The organism is Clostridium sp. AF50-3, assembly GCF_003477445.1.
Lineage (GTDB): Bacteria > Bacillota > Clostridia > Lachnospirales > Lachnospiraceae > Otoolea > Otoolea fessa.
On sequence record NZ_QUDH01000001.1, the window covers coordinates 205,172 to 229,047 of the forward strand.

Genomic DNA, 23,876 nt, shown 5'->3' on the forward strand with positions numbered 1-23,876 from the left:
CATGAAAATAATAAAAATGTCCGTAGATACCTTTTGGAAGGGCGAAGTACGGGTACAGGGACAGATTGAGGATGAGACAAAGGTATATCAGACAAGAATTTTTATCAAGGGTAGTCAGATCTATGACTACTCTTGTTCTTGTGCGGAGGGAAATTCATTCCGGGGTCCCTGCGTGCATGCAAAAGCGCTTCAGGAGGCGTTTGCCCGCCAGCAGAAAGCCGAGCATACACCGCCGGTTTCGACTTCGCCGGAGATCCGGATGATGATCCGGGAGTACACGAACCGGGAAGTAGCGCGGATTCTGGGCGAGGAAGAGCGGGAACCGGTCTATCTGCATCCCTATTTACAGATCCGGCGCGGCGAAGTGCTTTTGGAGGCACGGATCGGACGGGAAAAACGGTATATTGTGAAAAACCTGCTGGAATTTGCACAGGCGGTTCACAGCGGAAAACGGGTGGAATACGGAAAAGGCATGGCGTTTGAACACGTCCCGTCTGCCTTTGCGCCGGAAAGCCGCCCATTTTTAGATCTTCTGCTGGAGGAGGCGGACGCCTACATACGCCATTATGAGGAGATGCGCGGTCATGCGGGGCTGCCGCTTCCGGTGATGCGGGCGTTAACGCTGGGATCTGCAGCGAGGGATCGGCTGTTTGATCTTTTAGAGGGAAAAGAAGTCCAAACGGAGGACGAGAAAGGTGCTGAACGCGTGTGCCGGGTTGAGCGTAAGGATCCGCGTTTCCCGGTGGAGGTGGAAGCAAGGGGCGATGGAATTGCGGTTACGGTTCCATCGGCTCTAACCTCGTTCCGGGGAGAACAGCGTCTGTATGTGGCAGATGGATTGCATCTGTTTGGATGCAGTGAACTGTATACAGAAACGATGGGCGTTTTTCTGGAGCAGATGGAACAGGGCGGAAGAGAGTGCAGAAGCCGGAAAGAGAAGCGGGAGCTGCTGGTTGGAAGCCGGGATATTCCGCTCTTTTATGCGCGGGTGCTGGAAGGCATGGAGGCACTTGGGATCTTGCAGAGCCCGGAGATCGATTGGGAGAAATACCGCCCAGAGGCGTTGAAAGCCCGGTTTGAGTTTGACAGTGATTCGCCGGACGAGCTGCGTCTGCGTCCGACGCTTTCCTACGGAGATTTTACGTTTTCGCCGCTGGCGGACGAGCATGTTCCGCGGGAGATCTGCCGGGATGTACCGGCGGAATTTTATATCAGCCGCCTGATCACGCGGTACTTCTCTTACTGGGAGGATGAGAGCGGCGAGCTGGTGATCCGCGGGGATGAAGAAGCGCTGTACCAGGTTCTGAGCGAGGGAATGCCGCAGTTTCAGGAGGTGGGCGAGGTATGGCTGTCAGAGTCTGTCCGCCATCTGCGCGTCCTGCCCCCGCCGGAAGTGTCGATGGGGGTTTCTCTTGGAGGCGGCTGGCTGGATCTGAAGATTGAGACGGCGGGAATCGACCCGGCGGAGCTTTTGCAGGTACTCAGTGAATACCGCCAAAAAAAGAAATATTACCGCATGAAAAATGGCGAATTTTTGCAGCTTTCGGGCGGCGGCCTGCAGGCGCTTGACAGCCTGACTGCGGATCTGGGACTGACAAAGAGTGAATTTCAGGCGGGGGAGGCGAAGATACCTGCCTACCGTGCTTTTTATCTGGACAGTCTCTCGGGCGACGGCAGGATGAAACTGTTTCAGCGGGATGAAGCCTACGGGATGATGGTGCGCGATCTAAAAACGGCGCAGAGTGTCAGCTATGCGGTTCCGGCGGTGCTGGAAAAGACGCTGCGGGAATACCAGAAGATCGGATATACGTGGATGCGGACGCTGGCACGGTATCATTTCGGCGGGATCCTGGCAGATGATATGGGACTGGGAAAAACGCTGCAGGTGATTGCGCTTCTGACGGCATTTTATCAGGAAAAAACCGAGCAGAAAGCGGCTGGAAATGAAGGCAGTGGGGCAGAATTACCTCTTCCGTCTTTGATCGTCTGCCCGGCGTCGCTCGTCTACAACTGGGGACAGGAATTTGCCCGGTTTTCGCCGGAGATCCGCGTGCTTCTGATTGCCGGGACGGCGAAAGAACGGCAGGAACAGCTGGAGGAGCAGATGCGGATGGAGGCGTCTGAGGGGGCGCAGGTGATCATCACGTCCTATGATCTGTTGAAACGGGATCGGGCGGCGTATCTGGGACGCACGTTTGAATATGAGATTATTGACGAGGCGCAGGTCATTAAAAATGCAAAGACACAGGGCGCGAAGGCGGTAAAGGAGATTTCGGCGAATGCCCGTTTCGCTCTGACGGGAACGCCGGTGGAAAACCGGCTCAGCGAGCTTTGGAGCATTTTTGATTTCCTGATGCCGGGATTTTTATACAGTTACCGGAAGTTCCGTGAGCGGTATGAGCTGCCGATCGTGAAAAATCAGGATCCGGAAGCATTGACGGCACTGCGGCGGATGACGGGACCGTTTGTCCTGCGCCGCTTGAAAAAGGATGTGCTGCGGGAGCTTCCGGGCAAGGAAGAGAGGATCGTTTATTCGGCGGCGTCGGGGCGGCAGCAGAAGCTTTATACGGCGTCGGCGTTGAAACTGAAAGAGGCGCTGGCTGGCGGCGCGTGGTCGGGTAATGGAAAATTGGAAGTGCTTTCCCAGCTCATGCGGCTGCGCCAGATTTGCTGCGATCCGGCACTCTGTTTTGAAGATTATACGGGAGAATCGGCGAAGCTGGAGACCTGTGTTTCGCTGATCGCATCGGCGTCTGCGGCGGGACATAAGATCCTGCTCTTTTCCCAGTTTGCCTCGATGCTGGAGCGGATTCGGGAACGCCTTTTACAGGAGGGCATTTCGTCCCATCTTCTGGTCGGCGCGACCCCGAAGGAAGAACGCAGCCGGATGGTGCAGGCGTTTGCCTCGGATGAGGTTCCGGTGTTCCTTATTTCCCTGAAAGCCGGGGGAACGGGACTCAACCTGACGGCGGCGGATATCGTGATTCATTACGATCCGTGGTGGAATGTGGCAGCGCAGAACCAGGCGACCGACCGCGCGTACCGGATCGGGCAGGAAAAGCCGGTCACGGTATACAAACTGATCTTAAAGGATACGATAGAAGAAAATCTTTTGAAGCTGCAGAATGCGAAGCTTGCGCTGGCGGCGCAGGTGGTTTCAGAGGGAATGGTTTCACTGAGCGATTTGAGCCAGAATGAACTGATGGAGCTGTTTGAACAGAATCCATAAAAAAATTTGCAGAAATAACGGGCAGGAGGAAAAAGCGTGAAGCAATGGAAACGATACAAATCATATATACTGCCATATAAGAGCGCCTTTATTCTGGGACCGCTCATGATGGTAACGGAGGTGCTGGGTGAGATTCTGCTGCCCAAATTTATGTCGATGATTATTAACCATGGCGTGGCGCAGAAAGACGGCGGATACATTCTCAAAATGGGACTTGTGATGGCGATTACCTCCTTTTTGATGGCGGCAGGCGGCATTCTGGGGGCATATTTTGCAGCGAAGGCGTCGATTTCCTTTACCAGCGATCTGCGCCGCGACTTATTTGCCAGAGTGCAGCAGTTTTCATTTAAAAATATCGATACGTTCAGCACGGGATCGCTGGTAACCCGTCTGACGAACGATATCCAGCAGGTACAGAACCTGATTATGATGGGACTTCGGATGATGCTGCGCGCGCCGGGCATGTTCCTGGGGGCACTTGTGATGGCGTTCTGGATGAATGCGGAACTGGCAGCTGTCATCCTGGTGGTGATTCCGCTTCTGACGGCGGCGATCGTCTGGATCCTACGGACTGCATACCCGCGGTTTACGGCCATGCAGAAAGCGCTGGATACGCTCAATAGCGGCATCCAGGAGGTGCTGACGAACGTGCGGGTGGTGAAATCCTTTGTGCGGGAAGACTACGAGGAAAAGCGGTTTGCCGACACGAACCGGGAGCTCAAGGAGGCAGGGCTGCGGGCGCTGAAGATCGTAATTGCGACGATGCCGGTCATGATGTTCGCGATGAATGTGACGACACTGGCAGTTGTCTGGTTCGGCGGAAACCTGATTATCGGCGGACGGATGGCGGTCGGGGATCTGACGGCATTTACGACCTACATTGTACAGATTCTGATGTCACTTATGATGCTCTCAATGGTATTTTTGCAGAGTTCCCGCGCGATGGCGTCCATCCGGCGAATCGATGAGGTGCTGGATGAGCCGATTGATCTGAGCGATGAAAATGCATCACAGAAGGACCGGAAGGTTGAGAAAGGACGCGTGGAATTTAAGGATGTTTCCTTTTCCTACCGCGAAGGCGGTGAGCCGGTTCTATCCCACATCAGCCTGACGGCAGAGCCGGGAGAGACGATCGGCATCCTCGGTGCGACCGGAAGCGGAAAAACGTCGCTGGTACAGCTGATTCCCCGCCTCTATGATGTGACAGAGGGGAGTGTGCGGGTGGATGGTATCGATGTGCGGGAGTATTCCTTGAAAAATCTCCGGGACGGCGTTGGCATGGTTTTACAGAAAAACGTCCTGTTTTCCGGCACGATCGAGGAAAACCTGCGCTGGGGTGATGAGACGGCGACGGAGGAAGAAGTGCGGCGGGCAGCAGTGTATGCGCAGGCAGATTCCTTTGTGAATTTGTTTGCCGAAGGCTACAAAACGGAGATGGGACAGGGCGGCGTCAATGTATCCGGCGGTCAGAAACAACGGCTGTGCATCGCAAGGGCACTCTTAAAGAAGCCGAAGATCCTGATTCTCGACGACAGCACCAGTGCGGTCGATACGGCAACGGAGGCGGCGATCCGGACGGCATTCCGGGAAGATTTGAAAGATACGACGAAATTTATTATCGCACAGCGGCTGAGTTCGCTGGAATACGCGGATCGGATTCTCGTCCTTGAGGACGGCAGGATTATCGGAGAGGGAACGCAGGAGAAGCTGCTGGCATCCTGTGAGGCGTACCGGGAGATCTATGAGACGCAATATGGAAAACGGGCAGACGGGGAGGGGATGGCATGATGGATGAAAAACAGATTGAAAGCCTGAAACGCCGATATGGCAGCCGCATAGCCGACGCGCCGAAACGCCGCCGGGGACCGGAACGGATGGCGGTCATGAAGGGCGGAAAGCCCAAGGCGGGCGGTCAGACGATGCTGCGCCTGCTTTCATACTTAAAACGCGACCGGATGGCGATGACAGCCGCCTTTTTCTGTGTGATCCTGGGGACGGTGACGAATCTGGCGGGCGCCTATATGCTGCGCCCGATCATCAACCGGTATATTGTGCCTTTAGATGGCAGCCGGGGCGATGTGGCGGGGCTGTTCCGTTCCCTGTGCGTGATGGGAGCGGTTTATTTAGTCAGCGTTGCCGCTGCCTATATGCAGTCGCGCATCATGCTGCAGGTGGCGCAGAACGCGCTGCAGCGGCTGCGGGAAGAGCTGTTTAACCATATGCAGACGCTTCCGCTCCGGTTTTATGATACCGGCAGCAACGGCGATCTGATGAGCCGTTTTACAAACGATGTGGATACGATCGGCATGATGCTCAGCAGTACGCTGGTGCAGCTTTTATCCGGCGCACTCAGTATTGTGGGAACGCTGGTGCTGATGATTTACACGAACGTGTGGCTGACGGTGATTACGCTTGCCATGATGCCGGTGATGCTGCGTGCCGGTAAATTTGTTGCCGGACGGAGCCAGAAATATTTCTCTGCCCAGCAGGCGGCGCTTGGCGCGATGAACGGCTATATTGAGGAGACCGTGCAGGGGCAGAAGGTCGTCAAGGTATTCTGCCATGAGGAGATCGCAGAGGAAGAATTTGGATGGCTCAATGCGGATCTGAAAGAAAAACAGATCCGGGCACAGTTTTTCGGCGGTGTGATGGGACCGGTCATGAACAATTTAAGCCAGTTAAATTATGGACTGACAGCCTGCATTGGCGGTCTGCTCTGTGTGTTCCGGAATTTTGATGTTGGTGGACTGACCGTATTTTTAGGTTTTTCGCGGCAATTTTCCAGACCGATCAACGAGCTTTCCATGCAGGTTGGAAACGTATTTTCGGCGCTGGCAGGCGCGGAGCGCGTGTTTGCTGTGCTGGATGCGGAACCGGAGGCGGCAGATGCGCCGGATGCGGTTTCGATCGCGCCGATCCGCGGTGAGGTGGTGCTTGACCATGTGACTTTCGGCTATGAGCCGGGGCAGGTGATTTTGAAGGATATTTCGCTCTATGCGAAGCCGGGACAGAAGATCGCCTTTGTCGGTTCGACGGGAGCCGGAAAAACGACGATCACGAATCTGATCAACCGTTTTTATGATATACAGGGCGGCTCGATCACGGTGGACGGCGTCGATGTCCGCCGGATGCACCGGAAGGAGCTGCGGGAAAATATCGCGATGGTTCTGCAGGATACGCATCTTTTTACCGGCACGGTACGGGAAAATATTCGATACGGGCGGCTGGATGCCACGGATGAAGAAGTTGTTGAGGCGGCAAAAACGGCATCGGCGCATTCCTTTATCATGCGTCTGCCGGATGGGTATGACACGATGCTGGAGGGCGACGGTGCAAACTTAAGCCAGGGACAGCGCCAGCTATTAAACATTGCGCGGGCAGCAGTTTCTAAAGCACCGATCCTGATTCTGGATGAGGCGACGAGTTCGGTCGATACGCGGACGGAGAAGCACATCGAGCACGGCATGGACCGGCTGATGGCGGACCGGACGACCTTTGTCATCGCCCACCGGCTTTCGACAGTCCGCAACGCCAATGCGATCATGGTGCTGGAGCACGGGCAGATCATTGAGCGCGGCGACCATGAAGATCTGCTGGCGCAGAAAGGGCGGTATTTTGAGCTGTATACCGGAATGAAGGAGCTGGAATAAGGCTTTCGTTGAGAATTAAATGAGAATTTGTTTCCTGTACGCGTGAACTCACCTATATTGAAAAACGGATGGATCTAGTGTATAATGGGAACACTTGAAATTTTTAAGTAAAATCGGATCGCGTAAGCTGGAAAATAGAGCCGGATCCGTGGCAAATTTTGTACCGTTAGGAGGAATATCTATGAGTATCCGAGTTGGAATTTTAGGATATGGAAATCTGGGACGCGGCGTGGAGTGTGCGATCCGCCAGAATCCGGATATGGAACTGAAAGCAGTATTTACACGGCGTGCGCCGGAAACGGTCAAGATCCTGACCGAGGGCGTACCGGTTTATCATGTAAATGAGGCAGAGGCGAAGAAAGACGAGATCGACGTTTTGATTCTCTGCGGCGGTTCGGCTACGGATCTGCCGGTTCAGACCCCGAAATATGCACAGTGGTTTAACGTAGTGGACAGCTTCGATACCCATGCAAAGATTCCAGAGCATTTCGCAGCAGTCGATGAGTCCGCACAGAAATCCGGAAAGGTTGGCATCATCTCCGTTGGCTGGGATCCGGGTATGTTCTCCCTGAACCGTCTCTATGCAGCTGCATGCCTGCCGGAGGGCGAAAATTATACATTCTGGGGCAAGGGCGTCAGCAGGGACATTCCGATGCGATCCGCCGGATCGAGGGCGTCAAGGATGCCAGACAGTACACAATCCCAGTTGAAAGTGCACTGGAGGCAGTCAGAAGCGGCAGCAGCCCAGAGCTGACCACCCGCGAAAAACACACCAGAGAGTGCTTTGTTGTGGCAGAAGAGGGAGCGGATCAGGCAAAGATCGAGAATGAGATCAAGACCATGCCGAACTACTTTTCTGATTATGACACAACGGTTCATTTCATCACCGAAGAAGAACTGAAACGCGATCACAACCGTCTCCCGCACGGTGGTTTCGTACTCCGCAGCGGTAAGACCGGCTGGAACAAAGAGAACCACCATATCATCGAGTACAGCTTAAAGCTGGATTCCAACCCGGAATTTACTTCCTCCATCATCGTGGCATACGCACGCGCGGCATACAAGATGAACCAGGAAGGCCAGAAAGGCTGCAAGACCGTCTTTGATGTGGCACCGGCATATCTGTCGGCAGAGAGTGGGGCGGATCTGCGGAAGAAGTATCTGTAATAATTTCAAATTTTCCTTTCAACTTGTATTGTCGCTTAAAATGAAGTAAAATGTAAGACAGATTTGCATGATTTGTACCTGCGCAGCACTGGCAAAATCCGTTAAAGTCCGCGCAATGAGTGAACGTAACTTTACGTTTGCGGGAGCTGGCGGGTAGGAGAAAAGCGAAAATACATACAGGAAGGACAATATACGATGAATATATGGAAAAAATCCGTGCGTTCCCTCTGCCTGGGAATGGCACTTATGATGTCTGTGTCATGGACGGCATTTGCTGCGACAGATGGGGCGACCGGTCCGGGACAGGCGGCAGGAGGCTCGGTCTCCGGCGCAGTTCCTTCGGGAGCAACGGTTACTTCACAGAATGCAGCTCAGCCGACGGTGGCAGCGCAGGGCGCAGTGCTCTATGATGCGACGCACAACCAGTTCCTGTTTTCCAAGAATGCGGATACGCAGTATTATCCAGCCAGCATCACGAAGCTGATGACGGCGCTTCTGGTAGCGGAAAACTGTAATCTGAGTGATACGGTAACCTTTTCCCAGACGGCAGTTTCGAATCTGGAATCGGGCGCGGTGACGCTGCAGGTCAAGGCGGGCGATACCTTTACGGTTAAGGACTGTCTCTATGGTCTGCTTTTAAAATCGGCAAATGAGGTGGCAAACGGACTGGCGGAGCATGTGTCCGGCAGTGTCAGCGCGTTTGCGGATAAGATGAATGAGAAGGCAGCGTCTTTAGGATGCACACATACGCATTTTGCAAACCCGAACGGTCTGAACAATGCGAACCATTTTACAACCGCACATGATATGGCGCTGATTGCAAATGCTGCATTCAATAATGCGACGGTGCGTCAGGTTGCATCGACCCTGCATTACGATTTCCCGGCGACTGCCAGCGTGCCGACGGTGCGGACGCTTACGATGGGACATAAGATGCTCAATCCGGCAAATTCCCAGTACTATGAGGGAATCATAGGCGGAAAGACCGGTTATACCTCCCTGGCAGGCAACACGCTGGTAACGTGTGCAGAGCGAAATGGCGTGCGCCTGATTGCAGTTATTTTAAAGAGTTCGCAGACCCATTATGACGATACGAAGAAGCTGCTGGACTATGGTTTTGCAGTGGCGGGAAGCGCATCCGGCACACCGGCTGGCACGAACACCTCGGTATCGGATGCGGCGAACAACAGTACGTCAAATTCCAGCAAGCCGTCCGGCAATACGACCAGCAAAAATACCTCTTCTTCCGGCAGCCAGGGTGGACCGGGTAGCTCTGGAGCTGGCAATGCAGCTGCTCAGGGCGACGGTGCGTGGCAGCAGTTTGGAAATGAATGGAAATACCTGAAAGCAAACGGAACCTACGCGGCAAATGAGAGTCTCCTGATCAAGGGGGAGACATACTATTTCCATGCAGATGCGTGGATGGCGCGTGACTGGCAGATGGTAAACGGCTCCTGGCATTATTATACCGAAAGCGGGGCTATGGCGAAGAGCCGCTGGATTCAGACGAATGGATACTGGTATTATGTGAGTGCTGACGGAGCATTGTTTGTCAATGGAACGACACCGGACGGATATAGAGTCGATGCGAATGGTGTCTGGATTCAGAAATAAAGAAGAGCATAAAACGGAGCCGACCGGCAGAAAAGACCGGGGCGGCTCCGTTTTTCACAGCTCTGCGGCCGCAAAAAGACCGGCGGAACAGCTGGCAGATGGGGGTGATGTTATTATAGTGTGATCAATTCATACTCCCGGCTTCCCAGACCGATCTTCTCCGCGTGTGCCAGGCAGCTTTTCCACTCAGATTCTGGTGTGGAATTTGTGAAATGGTCATGGTGATCGTGGAAATCCGGATCAGCAAGATGTTTTGCAAGCTGGCTGCCCGGCATCGGAGCAGCGGCCAGACAGGCGTCCACACAGGCCTGATCGAGTGCCAGCGGATCGAAAGAAGCAAACATACCAAGATTTGGAAGGATCGGTACGTCATTTTCACCGTGGCAGTCGCAGTTCGGGGAGACGTCAACGACCAGGGAAATATGGAAGTTTGGACGTCCATCCACAACGGCTTTTGTGTATTCCGCCATACGGCAGTTTAACAGCTCGTTGGCTGCGTTGTTGTCAAATTCGATCGCGTCAAAGTTGCAGGCGCCGAGACACCGTCCGCAGCCGACGCAGTGCTCAGCATCCACGTGCATTTTTCTGGAGGCTTCATCGAAAACGAGACCGCCGTTGGCACATTCCTTCTGACAGCGGCGGCAGCCCGGCAGAGCTTTTCCTTGACGTGTGGTTTTCCACTGCTGTGCTGATCGGTCTTACCGGCGCGAGAACCGCAGCCCATGCCGATATTTTTGATCGTACCGCCGAAGCCGGTCATCTCATGTCCCTTGAAATGGGTCAGGCTGATAAAGACATCGGCGTCCATGACGGCGCGGCCGATCTTAGCTTCTTTGATGTATTCGCCTCCGGCCACCGGAACAGCGATGTCATCGGTGCCTTTTAATCCATCACCGATGATGATTGGACATCCAACAGTCAACGGGGTAAATCCGTTTTCCCAGGCGCATTCCAGGTGCTCGAGCGCATTCTTGCGGCTGCCTGGATACATCGTATTGCAGTCTGTTAAAAATGGTTTGCCGCCCAGCTCTTTGATGACATCAACAACGGCTTTGGCATAATTCGGACGCAGATAACTGATATTTCCAAGTTCACCAAAGTGCATCTTGATAGCGACAAATTTACCATCCATATCGATGGAACCGATCCCGGCTTTACGGATCAGTTTTTTTAATTTGGTAGGGAGACCGTCGCCAAATGCAATGGTGTGGAAATCTGTAAAATATACCTTTGCTTTTTCGGTTTTTGACATATGAATACCTCCTGATAGATGGCTTTTTTTGATTTTTTCTCAGTCGAGAAGACGCCCACCTCTTTAGGTGGCGAGTAATAGTAAAGTGATAAAAATATCAATTCTATTATACCGGAATCGGGTGGATGTGTCAAAAATTTACTTTTCTTTTTAATGTAGTTCCTATATAATAGGAAAATACGGAAAAAGCAGATTTCAGCTGCAGGAGGATTCTGGCAAGATACCTGTATCTGGAAACCTGCTTTTGAAAATACAAGGGGACTTGTCTGCATAGAAGGGACAGTGACCCGGGCAGGAGATGACAGTATGAGAAATGCACCGGTTATCTATATCGTGGTGCCTTGCTACAACGAAGAGGAAGTTCTGCCATTGACGGCAGAATTTTTAGGTAAAAAATTAGATGATTTAACCCGCAGCCGCCGGATTCATCCGGGAAGCCGGGTGCTGATGGTAGACGACGGTTCGAAGGATAGAACATGGAAGCTGATCGAGGAACTCCATGAGAAGGACGAGCGGTTTGCAGGTGTGAAGCTGAGCCGCAACCGCGGTCATCAGAACGCGCTTTTAGCCGGGCTTTTTGAGGCGGCGAGACGGCGGTGTGACGCGGCGATCTCGATGGATGCCGATCTGCAGGATGATGTGGACGCATGCGACGCGATGATCGAGCGGTATATGGCTGGCTGTGACATCGTGTACGGTGTGCGCCGCCACAGGGCGACGGATACATTTTTTAAGCGTACAACTGCGCTGGGATTTTATAAGATTATGAATGCGCTGGGAGCGAACACCGTGTATAATCATGCGGATTACCGCCTGATGAGCCGGAGGGCACTGGAAGGGCTGGCGGAATTTTCGGAGGTCAATCTGTTTCTGCGCGGGATTGTCCCGATGATCGGCTATCCGTCCGATGTGGTATATTATGACCGTAAAGAGCGGGCAGCAGGGGAGAGCAAATATCCGCTGAAAAAGATGCTGGCTTTTGCGATCGAGGGCATCACTTCGCTGAGCACAAAGCCGATCCGGATGATTACGTTCATGGGAATTGCGGCATTTTTTGTCAGTATTGGATTCCTTATCTGGGCGGTGGTTGATTTCTTCCGGGGCAATACGATCACCGGCTGGGCGAGCATGATGGTATCGCTCTGGTTTATCGGCGGACTGCTTCTTCTCTCGGTCGGAATCGTCGGAGAGTATGTCGGAAAGATTTATCTGGAGTCGAAGCACCGCCCGCGCTATATCATTGAGAGCCGCACGCCGGATCGCATCCGCGAGCGTGAGAAAGGGCGCAGCCGGAAACAGGAGATGCCAGGAGAAAATTTGCGCCGCAGCCGTGCAGAAGCACGGGAACTCCAGACATCAAAAAGAAGAGAAGCTGTGCAAAAACCGGAGCAGGAGTGAAATAGCTCTAAAAAATAGCTCTTAAAAATTCAGGAAACACTTGACAAACCCGGAAAATGGGTGTATCTTCATAAACAAATAATTCCTATCAGGAATAAGGGAATATAAGCTGAAAGGGGACAGGTCCGATGCGTCAGAGTAAAGCCATGCAGATGAATATGATGATGAACGGCATGTGTATGATGTGCTGTCATATTTGTGTGCATGAAAGACGGAACGGGCTGGTCGGATAGACCTGTAAGTATAGCATAGGAAGCCGCGATCCGTACTGGATTCGCGGCTTTTTTGTGTCATAGGAAATTCCTTGAAATTCCTTATGACACAAAAAGGCACTAACTGCTTCCTGTGACAGAAAAACAGTAGTGGCATCTTTTATGCGACAGGGTATCAATGCTGTATATTCGGAAAAAGAGAGGGGAAAAGACAATGGAGCAGAGAAAGGAAGCGATCATCTGCCTGGAAGGACTGGGAAAGCAATTCCAGACAACGAACGGAACGGTGACCGCGTTAGATGATATTAACCTGGAAATCCTGCAGGGTGAGATTTTTGGAATTATCGGTCTGTCGGGTGCAGGAAAGAGTACGCTGGTCCGGTGTATCAATTATCTGGAGATACCGACGGCGGGACGGGTTATTTTTGAGGGACAGAACCTGTCGATGATGAAGGAGTCGGAGATTCGGAAAGCCAGACAGTCGATGGGGATGATTTTCCAGCAGTTCAATCTTCTGGCACAGAGAAATGTACTCCAGAATGTGTGCTTTCCGATGGAGATTGCCGGTGTCCCGAAAGCAGAGGCGAAGAAACGGGCGGCTGAGCTTTTAAAATTAGTCGGTCTGGAAGAACGGATGAAGGCATATCCGGCACAGCTCTCCGGCGGACAGAAGCAGCGTGTGGCGATTGCACGTGCGATGTCCACGAACCCGAAGGTGTTGCTTTGCGATGAGGCGACGAGTGCGCTCGACCCGAATACGACAAAATCGATTTTGGAGCTTCTCAAGAAGATTAACCGCGAACTCGGCATTACTGTGATCGTGATTACCCATGAGATGGCAGTTATTGAGTCTATCTGTGACCGTGTGGCGATCATCGACCACAGCCACATTGCAGAGTCTGGCAAGGTATCAGAGATTTTCTCCGGTCCGAAGTCGGAGATTGGGCGGCAGCTGATTCTAGGAGAGACGGCAGGGCAGAAGACAAGCTTTGCCAGAGCGCGCCAGATCCGCGTTATTTTCAATGGACAGGAATCTTCGGAGCCAATTATTTCTAATATGGTATTAGCCTGCAAGGTTCCGGTCAATATCCTTCTCGCGGATACCCACGATATCGGGGGCAAGGCGATGGGACAGATGCTTCTGCAGCTCCCGGAGGACGAGGTAGATGCAGGGCGTATCTGCAATTATTTAAAAACGGTCGGTGTGACCTATGAGGAGGTGCGCTAAGATGGTATTTGATGCGAAGACAGTCAGTATGCTGGTAAAAGAGACCTGGAGAACCTTATATATGGTAGGTCTTTCTTCCCTGATTTCTTATTTGATCGGCATCCCGCTCGGCGTGGCGCTGGTTGTAACCGATAAAGACGGCATCCGTCCGGTGCCGCTGTTCAACAAAGTGGCGGGCGTGATTGTCAACCTGCTCCGTTCGGTGCCGTTTATCATCCTGTTAGCGATGGTAATGCCGCTGACCCGCGCGATCGTGGGAAAGACGATCGGAGCAAATGCGGCAGTTGTACCGCTGGTAATCGCGGCGTTCCCGTACATCAGTCGTATGGTAGAGGCATCATTAAAGGAAATTGATGCAGGCGTGATTGAAGCAGCAAAATCAATGGGCGCTTCAACCTGGCAGATTATTTTCAAGGTGCTGCTTCCGGAGTCCAAGCCGTCCCTGTTAGTCGGCGCGGCGATTTCGATCACGACAATCCTCGGATATTCTGCGATGGCAGGCTGTGTCGGCGCCGGCGGTCTGGGCGATGTGGCGATCCGATATGGATACCACCGTTATCAGGCAGATATGATGCTGGTTACCGTTGTGATTCTGGTTATTATCGCACAGCTGATTCAGGAGATCTTTACGCGGAGTTCGAGAAGAAGTGATAAGAGAATCCGTTAATAAGATATTTACAGAAATGAAATGCAGCCTATCGTCTGTGGCAGATGCAGGACATTTCTGAAATATAAATTTAAACACACAAAGAGGAGGAGATCACTATGAAAAAATCATTCTTAGGAACCACATTCCTGGCACTGTTGGCAGCTGCATCCTTAGCAGGCTGCTCTTCCAGCTCGAATGAGACAACTGCTGAGACTGCTGCAGAGACAGCAGAGGAGAGCACCGCAGAGGCTAAAGAGGCAGACGGCGATCTGGAGAGCTGGTAGTAGGCGCAAGCCCGGCACCGCACGCTGAGATCCTGGAAGCTGCAAGAGACCTTCTGGCAGACAAGGGCTACGATCTGGAGATCGTAGAGTATACTGATTATGTACAGCCGAACAACGCACTGGAGTCCGGCGATCTGGATGCAAACTACTTCCAGCACAAACCATATCTGGATACCTTCAATGAGGAAAATGGCACTCACCTGGTAAGTGCAGGTGCAATTCATTATGAGCCATTCGGCATCTACGCAGGCAAGAGCGATTCTTTAGATGAGCTGGCTGACGGCGCAGAGGTTCTGGTGCCAAACGATGTAACCAACGAGGCAAGAGCACTTCTGCTTCTTCAGGATCAGGGTCTTCTGACACTGAAAGAAGATGCAGGTCTGACCGCAACTATCAATGATATTACAGAGAACCCGAAGAACCTGGATATCGTAGAGCTTGAGGCAGCACAGCTTCCGCGTTCCTTACAGGATGCTGATATTGCAGTTATCAACGGCAACTACGCAATCGAGGCTGGTTTAAAGGTAACCGATGCTCTGGCAGTAGAGGCTTCTGATTCTCTGGCAGCCCAGACATACGGAAATGTCGTAGCAGTCCGTGAAGGTGACGAGGAGAGCGACAAGACAAAAGCTCTGATGGAAGTCCTGACAAGTGATGATATCAAAGAGTTCATCGAGACGAAGTATGATGGAGCGGTTGTTCCGCTGTTTTAATTGACGGCAGGAATTTGATTACAGCAATGAAATGGGGAAGAGGCGGATGCTTTGCGGTGAAAACCGCAGGCGGAGGCCTCTTCTTTCGATTTATGGGAATGTGCGTCAGATGCAAAACGTTTTGCGTGAATTTTTTAGAATCATGTGATAGAATAAAACAAAAAAAGGGATAAAGGTGACAGGTGGGTGATAAGAATGGAAATTCATATACAGAATAGGAAAAAGGGCTTTACGCTGGCGGAGCTTTTGGTAGTCGTTGCGATTGTTGCCATTTTAGCTGCAATTTCTATTCCTATTTTCACCAGGCAGCTGGAGGCCAGCCGGGAGGCCACGGATCTTGCCAATGTCCGTTCTGCCTATGCAGAGGTGATGGCAGCGGTCATGATTGAGGATACAGAGAATGAAGTGAAGGTTGTAAAGCTGAAGCAGAAAAAAGCAAAATGGCAGTCGCATGACCCGGTGACGATAGGTGGAGTGATGCATTATAATGATCAGAGTGATACGGCCAACTGGATTGGTTATCCGGTTCCGGGTGGGGAGTGTGAAGTTTCCTATCAGCCAAATTCGGGAGTGCTTTTTAACTGGAAAGGTGGAAATGGTGCAGGTGGTTCGGAACAGAAATATACGTTTAATATCAATTGCGATATGCATGCGCCCTTGAATAACAGCGGCGTATTGGAAATGCTGGGTAATAACAACAATTTTGAAATTGATTCCAACTGTACAAAATCCAATATGCTTCCAAAGATACAGGCAAAGATTGAGGAGGACAGCCTGTTAAAAAAGGGAACCTGGGCCTATCTGGGAGATGCGAAGGATAAGTCAAAGCGATATTTATTCTGGACATCTGTAGATATATCGTCAGATTCGGTTGGTGCAGGAAAGAAGATACCGGTTATTATCAGTACAGCAGATGGAAGGTTTTATATTTCGGAAACAACTACCGCTATTCGAAAGAATACAGCTGGTAACTATGTGGCAATCGCCGATCATCGAACTCCAAAACAGTATACGGAATATCTTTCGAATGATAAAAAGTATGAGAATCTGCAGGAGGCATATGATGCATACGCAAAGCTGGTGACGGATGGGACGTATCAACAATATAAGGATACGTTGCCGAAATAGGGGCTGTGCAGCTGTTACAGCTGGGCGTCTTTAAAGTGGGAAGAGCCAGGGCATATGTTACTGTTCACGCATACGTGCCCAGTAACGGAATTTGCCGTGGCTTCGCATTTAAATACGGCAAATTCCTGCTGCCACCACGTTTTCTTACGGCACTTTCGGTTCCAAAAGTGCCTACCTGTGAACAGTAACGGGCATATATCATTTATCAACCTGTGCCGAAAACCTTGACATTTTCCTGAAAAACCTCTATGATAACAAGGAACTGAAAAATGAAAGGCAGTGAAGAAGAGGAGTACACATAGAAGCCCTGACAGAGAGAACCGCGCAGGTTGAGAGACGGTTCCGGGAAACGGATGTGGAAGGTAGCTTCGGAGCCGGATTTCTGAAAAACCGCGTTCTGCTATGACTTAGGAATGCTGTGAAAGAGAGTGGTGGATAAGAGATCCCGGGAGTTCCCGTTATAGAATCAAGAGGATTGGGGTAAAGTCTGGATGTGTGCAAAGAAAACACCGGCAGGCGGAAATCCTGATTGAATTAAGGTGGTACCGCGTATATGACGCCCTTTGCAGATGATATGTCTGCAAGGGGCTTTTTTCATGTAATGGAAAATTCCTTGGAATTCCCTATTACACAAAAGGCACATTCTTTTTCATAGGAAACGCGCTTCGGAAAGGACAAAACAGATGAAAAAACAGGGTCCGCTGACAAGCTGTGATACGTGCGGCAATTATGTCTATGACGATGATTATGGGTATTATCTGTGCGAGGCAGATCTGGATGAGGACGAGATGGCGGCATTTTTAAGCAACCAGCGTTTTGTCTGCCCGTACTACCAGACGGATGATGAGTACAAGATTGTCCGGAAACAGATGTAAGAAACTGCATCGGAAATTACACAAAATGAAGGTAAACAAGATGCGGTTCATGATAGAATGCGAGGATAAACAGCATTTGATGAGTTAAAACACAAAAGGAGAATCGATCAATGAAAGAACTGGAAAAGACATATAATCCGGCGGATATTGAAGATCGCCTGTATCAGAAATGGCTGGACAGCAAATATTTCCACGCCGATGCAGAGCGTGGACGCAGAAACGGCAAGAAGCCGTTCACGATTGTGATGCCGCCGCCAAATATTACCGGACAGCTTCATATGGGACATGCGCTGGATAACACCATGCAGGATATCCTGATCCGTTACAAGAGAATGCAGGGCTATGAGGCACTGTGGCAGCCGGGTACCGACCATGCGCGATCGCAACGGAGGTTAAGGTTATCAATAAGCTGAAAGAGCAGGGCATTGACAAGCATGATCTGGGTCGTGAGGGCTTCCTGGAGAAAGCATGGGAGTGGAAAGAAGAGTACGGCAGCCGTATCGTAAAACAGCTTCACAAGCTGGGTTCCTCCGCTGACTGGGACCGCGAGCGTTTCACGATGGACGAGGGCTGTTCCGAGGCGGTTCTGGAAGTATTTACCAGACTGTATGAAAAAGGTTATATTTACAAGGGATCCCGTATCATCAACTGGTGCCCGGTCTGCCAGACTTCCATTTCGGATGCCGAGGTAGAGCATGAGGAGCAGGACGGCTTTTTCTGGCACATCAATTACCCGATCGTCGGCGAAGAGGGACGTTTCGTCGAGATCGCAACCACCCGTCCGGAGACGCTGTTAGGCGATACTGCGGTAGCTGTCAACCCGGAGGATGAGCGCTACAAGGATATCGTAGGCAAGATGTTAAAACTGCCGCTGACCGACCGAGAGATTCCAGTCATCGCGGATGAGTATGTAGATAAAGAGTTCGGTACCGGCTGCGTAAAGATCACACCGGCACATGACCCGAACGACTTTGAGGTAGGAAAACGCCACAACCTGGAAGAGATCTGCATCATGAATGACGATGCAACCATCAGCGTACCGGGCAAATATCAGGGCATGGACCGCTACGAGGCGAGAAAAGCCATGGTAGAGGATCTGAAGGAAATGGGACTTTTAGTCAAAGTCGTTCCGCATTCCCACAACGTAGGTACTCACGACCGCTGCGGCACAACCGTAGAGCCGATGGTAAAACCACAGTGGTTTGTCAAGATGGAAGAGATGGCGAAACCGGCGGTAGAGGCACTTAAATCCGGCAGACTTAAATTCGTTCCGGAGAGCTTCGGAAAGACCTATCTGCACTGGCTTGAGGGCATCCGTGACTGGTGTATTTCCCGTCAGCTCTGGTGGGGACACCGGATTCCGGCTTATTATTGTGATGACTGCGGCGAGATGACTGTTGCCAAGAGCGCACCGGCGGTATGCCCGAAATGCGGCGGCACCCACCTGCATCAGGATGAGGACACGCTGGATACCTGGTTCTCCTCCGCCCTGTGGCCGTTCTCTACGCTCGGCTGGCCGAAGGACACACCGGAATATGAATATTTCTATCCGACCGATGTGCTGGTAACCGGATACGATATCATTTTCTTCTGGGTTATCCGTATGGTATTCTCCGGTCTGGAGCAGACTGGCAAAGAGCCGTTCCACACCGTCCTGATCCACGGTCTGGTACGCGACTCCCAGGGACGCAAGATGAGTAAATCCCTTGGAAATGGTATCGATCCGCTTGAGGTTATCGACAAGTACGGCGCCGATGCACTTCGTATGACCCTGATGACCGGTAACGCACCGGGCAACGATATGCGCTTCTATTGGGAGCGTGTGGAAGCCAGCCGTAACTTTGCAAACAAGGTATGGAATGCATCCCGTTTCATTATGATGAACATCGAAAAAGCGCCGGTAACGGATGTGAAGCTTTCTGACCTGCAGATGGCTGACCGCTGGATCCTCTCCAAGGTCAACACGCTGGCAAAAGATGTTACCGAGAACATGGATAAGTACGAGCTGGGAATCGCTCTCCAGAAGGTTTACGATTTCATCTGGGAGGAGTTCTGCGACTGGTACATCGAGATGGTAAAACCGAGACTCTGGTCCGAGGAAGACACCACCAAGGCAGCTGCACTCTGGACCCTGAAAACGGTTCTGATTCAGTCCTTGAAACTGCTGCATCCATATATGCCGTTCATCACCGAGGAAATCTTCTGCAACCTGCAGGATGAGGAACCGTCCATCATGATTTCTTCCTGGCCGGAGTACAAGGATGAGTGGAATTTCGCAGACGAGGAGAAAGCTGTAGAGACGATCAAGGATGCAGTCCGCGCGATCCGCGGCGTCCGCACATCCATGAACGTACCGCCGAGCAAGAAGGCAAAAGTATACGTTGTATCCGAGGATCCGGAAGTTCTGGCCATCTTCGAGCACAGCCGTGTATTCTTCGCAACTCTTGGCTATGCGAGCGAGGTTGTCCTTCAGAAGGACAAGAGCGGAATCGCAGACGATGCCGTATCGGCTGTGACTGCAAAGGCAACCATCTATATGCCGTTTGCAGAGCTGGTGGATCTGGACAAGGAGATCGAGCGTCTGACCAAGGAAGAGGAGAAGTTGAAAAAAGAGCTTGCCCGTTCCGAGGGCATGTTAAGTAATGAAAAGTTCGTCAGCCGCGCACCGGAGGCAAAGATTGCCGAAGAGCGTGAGAAGCTGGAGAAATACCGCCAGATGATGGCACAGGTACAGGAGCGCCTGGCACAGCTGCGGAAATAGTTGAATATGAAGTAAAAGGCAGGATCGAGAGATCCGCCTGATGCGTGAAATAAGCCGATGTGTATGGGGAAAACTATATGCATTGGCTTATTTGCAAAGAAAGAACCGAAATTATTCTGTTTTTTATTTATATGGGCGAATGCCTTTGAAGAGAGAAAGGAGATTATTTTTTTATCCTCGAACGAGGATAATTGGATGATACGAGATATTATGGAGATAAGAACAGCGACAATAGCAGATCTGGCTCAGATTGCAGCCGTGGAAGCAGAATGCTTTCCGGCAGCGGAAGCCGCAACGAAAGAGGAGTTTGAGGAGAGAATTAAGTATTATGGAAATCATTTCTGGCTCATGTTTGAAGGCGAAAAGCTGATTGCGTTTGTGGACGGCTTCGTCACAGACAAGCCGGATCTGACGGATGAGATGTACGAACGGGCAGAAATGCACGATGAAAACGGCGCATGGCAGATGATTTTTGGTGTCAATACGATCCCGGCATACCGGAAACATGGCTATGCGGGACAGTTGCTCCAGTGCGCCATCGAGGATGCCAGAAAACAGGGGAGGAAGGGACTTGTGTTGACGTGCAAGGAAAAATTGATAGCCTATTATGACAAGTTTGGATTTGTGAATGAGGGGATCTCGGAATCGGTGCATGGAAACGTGATCTGGTATCAGATGCGGTATAAGTTTTAAATTTAAGAAGAAATACGTGATTGCCCGCAAATACTAATAATACTTATTATAGGAATCGAAATGGCGTTTTTAATAGAAGTGTGATAAGATACAAGTATCGGAATTAAAAATGAGACGCCATTTCGATTTTTTGTAATTGTTTGCAACAAGCATTACAAATTCTTTTCCATCTTTCTGCGTGTATCTTTTGCGTGTGTTTTATATGCATAACGGGCATCGGAAGCAGGCTGCACGGGATTGGGTGAAAAAGGGTCAAAAGGGGCGTCCGCAAACAGGAGGGGTTAGAGAAAACATGAAATCATTGCAGGCGCGTTATCTGGATCGACTGGCAGAGCTTTACCCGACGATTGCAGCGGCATCGACGGAGATCATCAATCTGGAATCGATCTTAAATCTGCCGAAAGGAACGGAACATTTCCTGACCGATATCCATGGGGAATACGAGGCATTTTCTCATGTATTGAAAAATGGTTCCGGTTCCGTCAAGCGAAAGATTGACGATGTATTTGGAAATACCCTGAGCCGTCAGGATAAGCAGTCACTGGCAACCCTTATTTACTATCCGGCGGAGAAAATGAGCCGGATTCTGCAGACGGAGAAGAACCCGGATGACTGGTATAAGATCACACTCTATCGTCTGATTGCGGTCTGCCGCCGGGCAGCGAGCAAGTACACGCGTTCGAAGATCCGCAAGGCGCTTCCGAAGGAATTTGCCTATGTGCTGGAAGAACTTCTGACTGAGCGCGGTGATCTGCAGGACAAGGAATCCTACTACGATGCGATCGTCCAGACGATTGTCCGTGTGGGACGGGCGAAAGCTTTATTATAGCGCTAAGCGAGCTGATTCAGCGCCTGACGGTCGATCATCTTCATATCGTAGGCGATATCTATGACAGGGGGCCGGGACCGCATATCATCATGGACAAGATGATGACCTATCACTCGATTGATGTCCAGTGGGGCAATCACGATGTGCTCTGGATGGGCGCGGCAGCGGGACAGATGGGCTGTATTGCAAACGCAATCCGTATCTGCGCGAGATATGGAAACCTGGATATTTTGGAGGATGGTTACGGCATCAACCTTCTTCCATTGGCAACCTTTGCGATCAATACATATGGGGATGACCCGTGCACCTGCTTCCAATTAAAGGGCAGTGACTCTTACAGTGCGTCTGAGCGCGAGATGAACCAGAAGATGCACAAGGCGATCTCGATCATCCAGTTCAAGGCGGAAGGCAGATCATCAAGCGCCATCCGGAATTTGGTCTGGAGAAACGAAATCTTCTGCATCATATTGATTTTGAACGCGGCGTTCTGGAAATGGATGGCAGAGAGTACAAGATGCTTGATATGAATTTCCCGACGGTGGATCCAAAGGATCCATATGCATTTACACCAGAAGAAGCGGATATCATGGAACGTCTGGAACGTGCGTTCATGAACTGCGAGAAGCTGCAGCAGCATATGAAATTCTTGCTGGCGAAGGGAAGTCTCTATAAAGTATACAACAATAACCTTCTCTACCATGGCTGTGTTCCGTTAAATAAGGACGGTACCTTCAAGGAGGTAGAGATCTACGGCAAGCGATATAAGGGAAAGGCGCTGTACGATATTTTGGACAATTATGTCCGCAAGGGGTTTGTCGCGGTCGATAAGGCAGAGCGGGAAAAAGGCAGGGATATGATGTGGTATATCTGGCTGAATGAAAATTCCCCGCTGTTCGGCAAGGACAAGATGGCAACGTTTGAACGCTATTTTCTGGCAGAAAAAGAGACACATAAAGAAGTAAAAAATCCGTATTACGATATGCTGGAAAATGAGGAAGTGCTTGACCGCATTCTCCGTGAATTCGGTCTGGAACCGGAGGGCGCGCACATCATCAACGGTCACGTCCCGGTCAAATCCAAAGACGGCGAGAGCCCGCTCAAATGCGGCGGTAAGCTTCTCGTCATCGACGGTGGTTTCTCAAGAGCATATCAGAAAGAAACCGGTATCGCGGGGTATACGCTGATATACAACTCCTACGGTCTGATTCTGGCCGCGCACGATCCGTTTGAGTCCACCGAGGCGGCGATCGAAAAGGAGAGTGACATCCACTCCGAGAGCCGTATGGTCAAATGGGTGCCGGAGCGCAAGTGTGTCGGAGATACCGATATCGGACGGGAACTGAAAGAGAAGATCAAAGATCTGGAAAAACTGCTGAATGCGTACTATAGCGGTGCGATCGCGGAGAAATTTACGCGGTAGATCATTCGCCAGACAGCGGATGCAAATGGAAATCACGTAAGTGATCCGATTGCAGTGAATGCTGTAGAGGCAAATATTCGGAAATCAAAGAGTGTAAAATGAAAAGGAATACGGCAATGACATAATATGTATCATGTCATATACAGTGTGCCGTGATATGAGGACTTTTACAGCCGATGAGAGAAAAGAAAAAAGGAAAACGTTGATTTTCTGATTACATTATTTTCGAAACAAAAAAAATGAAACACTTAAATTTGCATTGCGGTTGCGATTTGTAATATTTTAAAGTACAATAGTAAAGAATTTATAAAAAAAAGGAATGCAGCAATGACATAATACATATTATGTCATATACAGGGACATATATGAAGCAGGAAAATCTGGTTGGCAGGAAATATGGACATCTTTTGGTTATAAGACAGAGCGAGAAGAAGACAGGAGTTCATCGATACTGGGGGTGCCAATGCGATTGCGGAAACATCTGTCTGGTTTACGGAACGCATTTAAAAAGTGGACATACAAAAAGCTGCGGCTGTTACCGCAGAAAAAGGCAGACGCATGGATGGCTGGATCTGACGGGAGAACGTTATGGACGTCTTCTGGTTCTGGGACCATGGAAAGAAGATTCTCCTTACCTGGATATGGTCAAAGACGGCAATGCTGGCATGGACGGGGGAAACAAGGGCGCGAATGCAGAAAAACAGTATTATGATACATTCCTAAAAAAATATCATGGAGAACAAAGCGGCGCTGAGAGCGAAGGGAGAGAATAGA

12 protein-coding genes, 4 pseudogenes and 1 other annotated feature are annotated in these 23,876 nt (G+C 50.9%); of the genes and pseudogenes, 15 read left to right on the forward strand and 1 reads right to left on the reverse strand.

Annotated elements, in window-relative coordinates; translation table 11 throughout:
• Position 1: 1 nt before the first annotated feature.
• The 5 genes from DW085_RS00910 to DW085_RS00930 all read left to right on the forward strand — a co-directional run bounded on the left by DW085_RS00910 (position 2) and on the right by DW085_RS00930 (position 9,660).
• Positions 2-3,229, forward strand: coding sequence for an SNF2 helicase associated domain-containing protein (locus tag DW085_RS00910; protein WP_118490750.1), 3,228 nt, complete (start codon positions 2-4; stop codon positions 3,227-3,229).
• 105 nt (positions 3,230-3,334) lie between these two features.
• A complete protein-coding gene (locus DW085_RS00915) occupies positions 3,335-5,017 on the forward strand; it encodes an ABC transporter ATP-binding protein (RefSeq protein ID WP_118491160.1) in 1,683 nt (560 codons plus the stop codon).
• On the forward strand, positions 5,014-6,879 hold the full coding sequence (locus DW085_RS00920; RefSeq protein ID WP_118490752.1) for an ABC transporter ATP-binding protein: 1,866 nt from the start codon (positions 5,014-5,016) through the stop codon (positions 6,877-6,879). The genes DW085_RS00915 and DW085_RS00920 overlap by 4 nt, the downstream gene beginning before the upstream one ends.
• Before the next feature lie 591 nt (positions 6,880-7,470).
• Positions 7,471-8,046 carry a diaminopimelate dehydrogenase gene (locus DW085_RS19465; protein ID WP_243033871.1) on the forward strand — a complete coding sequence of 192 codons (576 nt, stop codon included), beginning with the start codon at positions 7,471-7,473 and terminating at the stop codon, positions 8,044-8,046.
• A gap of 195 nt (positions 8,047-8,241) precedes the next feature.
• Positions 8,242-9,660: a D-alanyl-D-alanine carboxypeptidase family protein gene (locus DW085_RS00930; protein ID WP_118482124.1), complete on the forward strand. Its 1,419-nt coding sequence runs from the start codon at positions 8,242-8,244 to the stop codon at positions 9,658-9,660.
• 113 nt (positions 9,661-9,773) lie between these two features.
• Here DW085_RS00930 and DW085_RS00935 read toward each other — a convergent pair.
• A pseudogene (locus tag DW085_RS00935) lies at positions 9,774-10,912 on the reverse strand (DUF362 domain-containing protein).
• Positions 10,913-11,218: 306 nt separating this feature from the next.
• Between DW085_RS00935 and DW085_RS00940 the strand changes: the two are divergent.
• The 10 genes and pseudogenes from DW085_RS00940 to DW085_RS00990 all read left to right on the forward strand — a co-directional run bounded on the left by DW085_RS00940 (position 11,219) and on the right by DW085_RS00990 (position 23,875).
• Positions 11,219-12,310, forward strand: coding sequence for a glycosyltransferase family 2 protein (locus DW085_RS00940; protein ID WP_106999988.1), 1,092 nt, complete (start codon positions 11,219-11,221; stop codon positions 12,308-12,310).
• Between the two features lie 426 nt (positions 12,311-12,736).
• A complete protein-coding gene (locus DW085_RS00945; RefSeq protein ID WP_118490754.1) occupies positions 12,737-13,750 on the forward strand; it encodes an ATP-binding cassette domain-containing protein in 1,014 nt (337 codons plus the stop codon).
• A gap of 1 nt (position 13,751) precedes the next feature.
• Entirely contained in the window at positions 13,752-14,417 is a 666-nt protein-coding gene (locus tag DW085_RS00950; protein WP_022358729.1) for a methionine ABC transporter permease, read from the forward strand.
• A gap of 98 nt (positions 14,418-14,515) precedes the next feature.
• Positions 14,516-15,396 (forward strand): annotated as a pseudogene (locus DW085_RS00960) (MetQ/NlpA family ABC transporter substrate-binding protein).
• A 195-nt stretch (positions 15,397-15,591) separates the two neighbouring features.
• Positions 15,592-16,524: a type II secretion system protein gene (locus DW085_RS00965; protein WP_207663861.1), complete on the forward strand. Its 933-nt coding sequence runs from the start codon at positions 15,592-15,594 to the stop codon at positions 16,522-16,524.
• Positions 16,525-16,794: 270 nt separating this feature from the next.
• Positions 16,795-17,091 (forward strand) — a binding site (T-box leader).
• 116 nt (positions 17,092-17,207) lie between these two features.
• Complete coding sequence (locus tag DW085_RS00970; RefSeq protein WP_022358726.1) at positions 17,208-17,399, forward strand: DUF6472 family protein; 192 nt, start codon at positions 17,208-17,210, stop codon at positions 17,397-17,399.
• 110 nt (positions 17,400-17,509) lie between these two features.
• Positions 17,510-20,160, forward strand: a pseudogene (locus DW085_RS00975) (valine--tRNA ligase).
• Positions 20,161-20,370: 210 nt separating this feature from the next.
• The gene (locus DW085_RS00980; protein ID WP_118491162.1) at positions 20,371-20,853 is read left to right on the forward strand and encodes a GNAT family N-acetyltransferase; all 483 of its coding nucleotides are present in this window, start codon (positions 20,371-20,373) and stop codon (positions 20,851-20,853) included.
• Between the two features lie 292 nt (positions 20,854-21,145).
• Positions 21,146-23,102 (forward strand): annotated as a pseudogene (locus DW085_RS00985) (fructose-1,6-bisphosphatase).
• 365 nt (positions 23,103-23,467) lie between these two features.
• On the forward strand, positions 23,468-23,875 hold the full coding sequence (locus tag DW085_RS00990) for a hypothetical protein (protein WP_118490756.1): 408 nt from the start codon (positions 23,468-23,470) through the stop codon (positions 23,873-23,875).
• The last annotated feature ends 1 nt before the right edge of the window (position 23,876 follow it).

Bases quoted from the DNA above. Each gene is read 5' to 3' on its own strand.
- DW085_RS00945 (WP_118490754.1), top strand. From the start codon at position 12,737: ATGGAGCAGAGAAAGGAAGCGATCATCTGCCTGGAAGGACTGGGAAAG.
- DW085_RS00990 (WP_118490756.1), top strand. From the start codon at position 23,468: ATGAAGCAGGAAAATCTGGTTGGCAGGAAATATGGACATCTTTTGGTT.
- DW085_RS00950 (WP_022358729.1), top strand. From the start codon at position 13,752: ATGGTATTTGATGCGAAGACAGTCAGTATGCTGGTAAAAGAGACCTGG.
- DW085_RS00980 (WP_118491162.1), top strand. From the start codon at position 20,371: ATGGAGATAAGAACAGCGACAATAGCAGATCTGGCTCAGATTGCAGCC.
- DW085_RS00965 (WP_207663861.1), top strand. From the start codon at position 15,592: ATGGAAATTCATATACAGAATAGGAAAAAGGGCTTTACGCTGGCGGAG.
- DW085_RS19465 (WP_243033871.1), top strand. From the start codon at position 7,471: ATGCCTGCCGGAGGGCGAAAATTATACATTCTGGGGCAAGGGCGTCAG.
- DW085_RS00970 (WP_022358726.1), top strand. From the start codon at position 17,208: ATGAAAAAACAGGGTCCGCTGACAAGCTGTGATACGTGCGGCAATTAT.
- DW085_RS00930 (WP_118482124.1), top strand. From the start codon at position 8,242: ATGAATATATGGAAAAAATCCGTGCGTTCCCTCTGCCTGGGAATGGCA.
- DW085_RS00910 (WP_118490750.1), top strand. From the start codon at position 2: ATGAAAATAATAAAAATGTCCGTAGATACCTTTTGGAAGGGCGAAGTA.
- DW085_RS00915 (WP_118491160.1), top strand. From the start codon at position 3,335: ATGATGGTAACGGAGGTGCTGGGTGAGATTCTGCTGCCCAAATTTATG.
- DW085_RS00940 (WP_106999988.1), top strand. From the start codon at position 11,219: ATGAGAAATGCACCGGTTATCTATATCGTGGTGCCTTGCTACAACGAA.
- DW085_RS00920 (WP_118490752.1), top strand. From the start codon at position 5,014: ATGATGGATGAAAAACAGATTGAAAGCCTGAAACGCCGATATGGCAGC.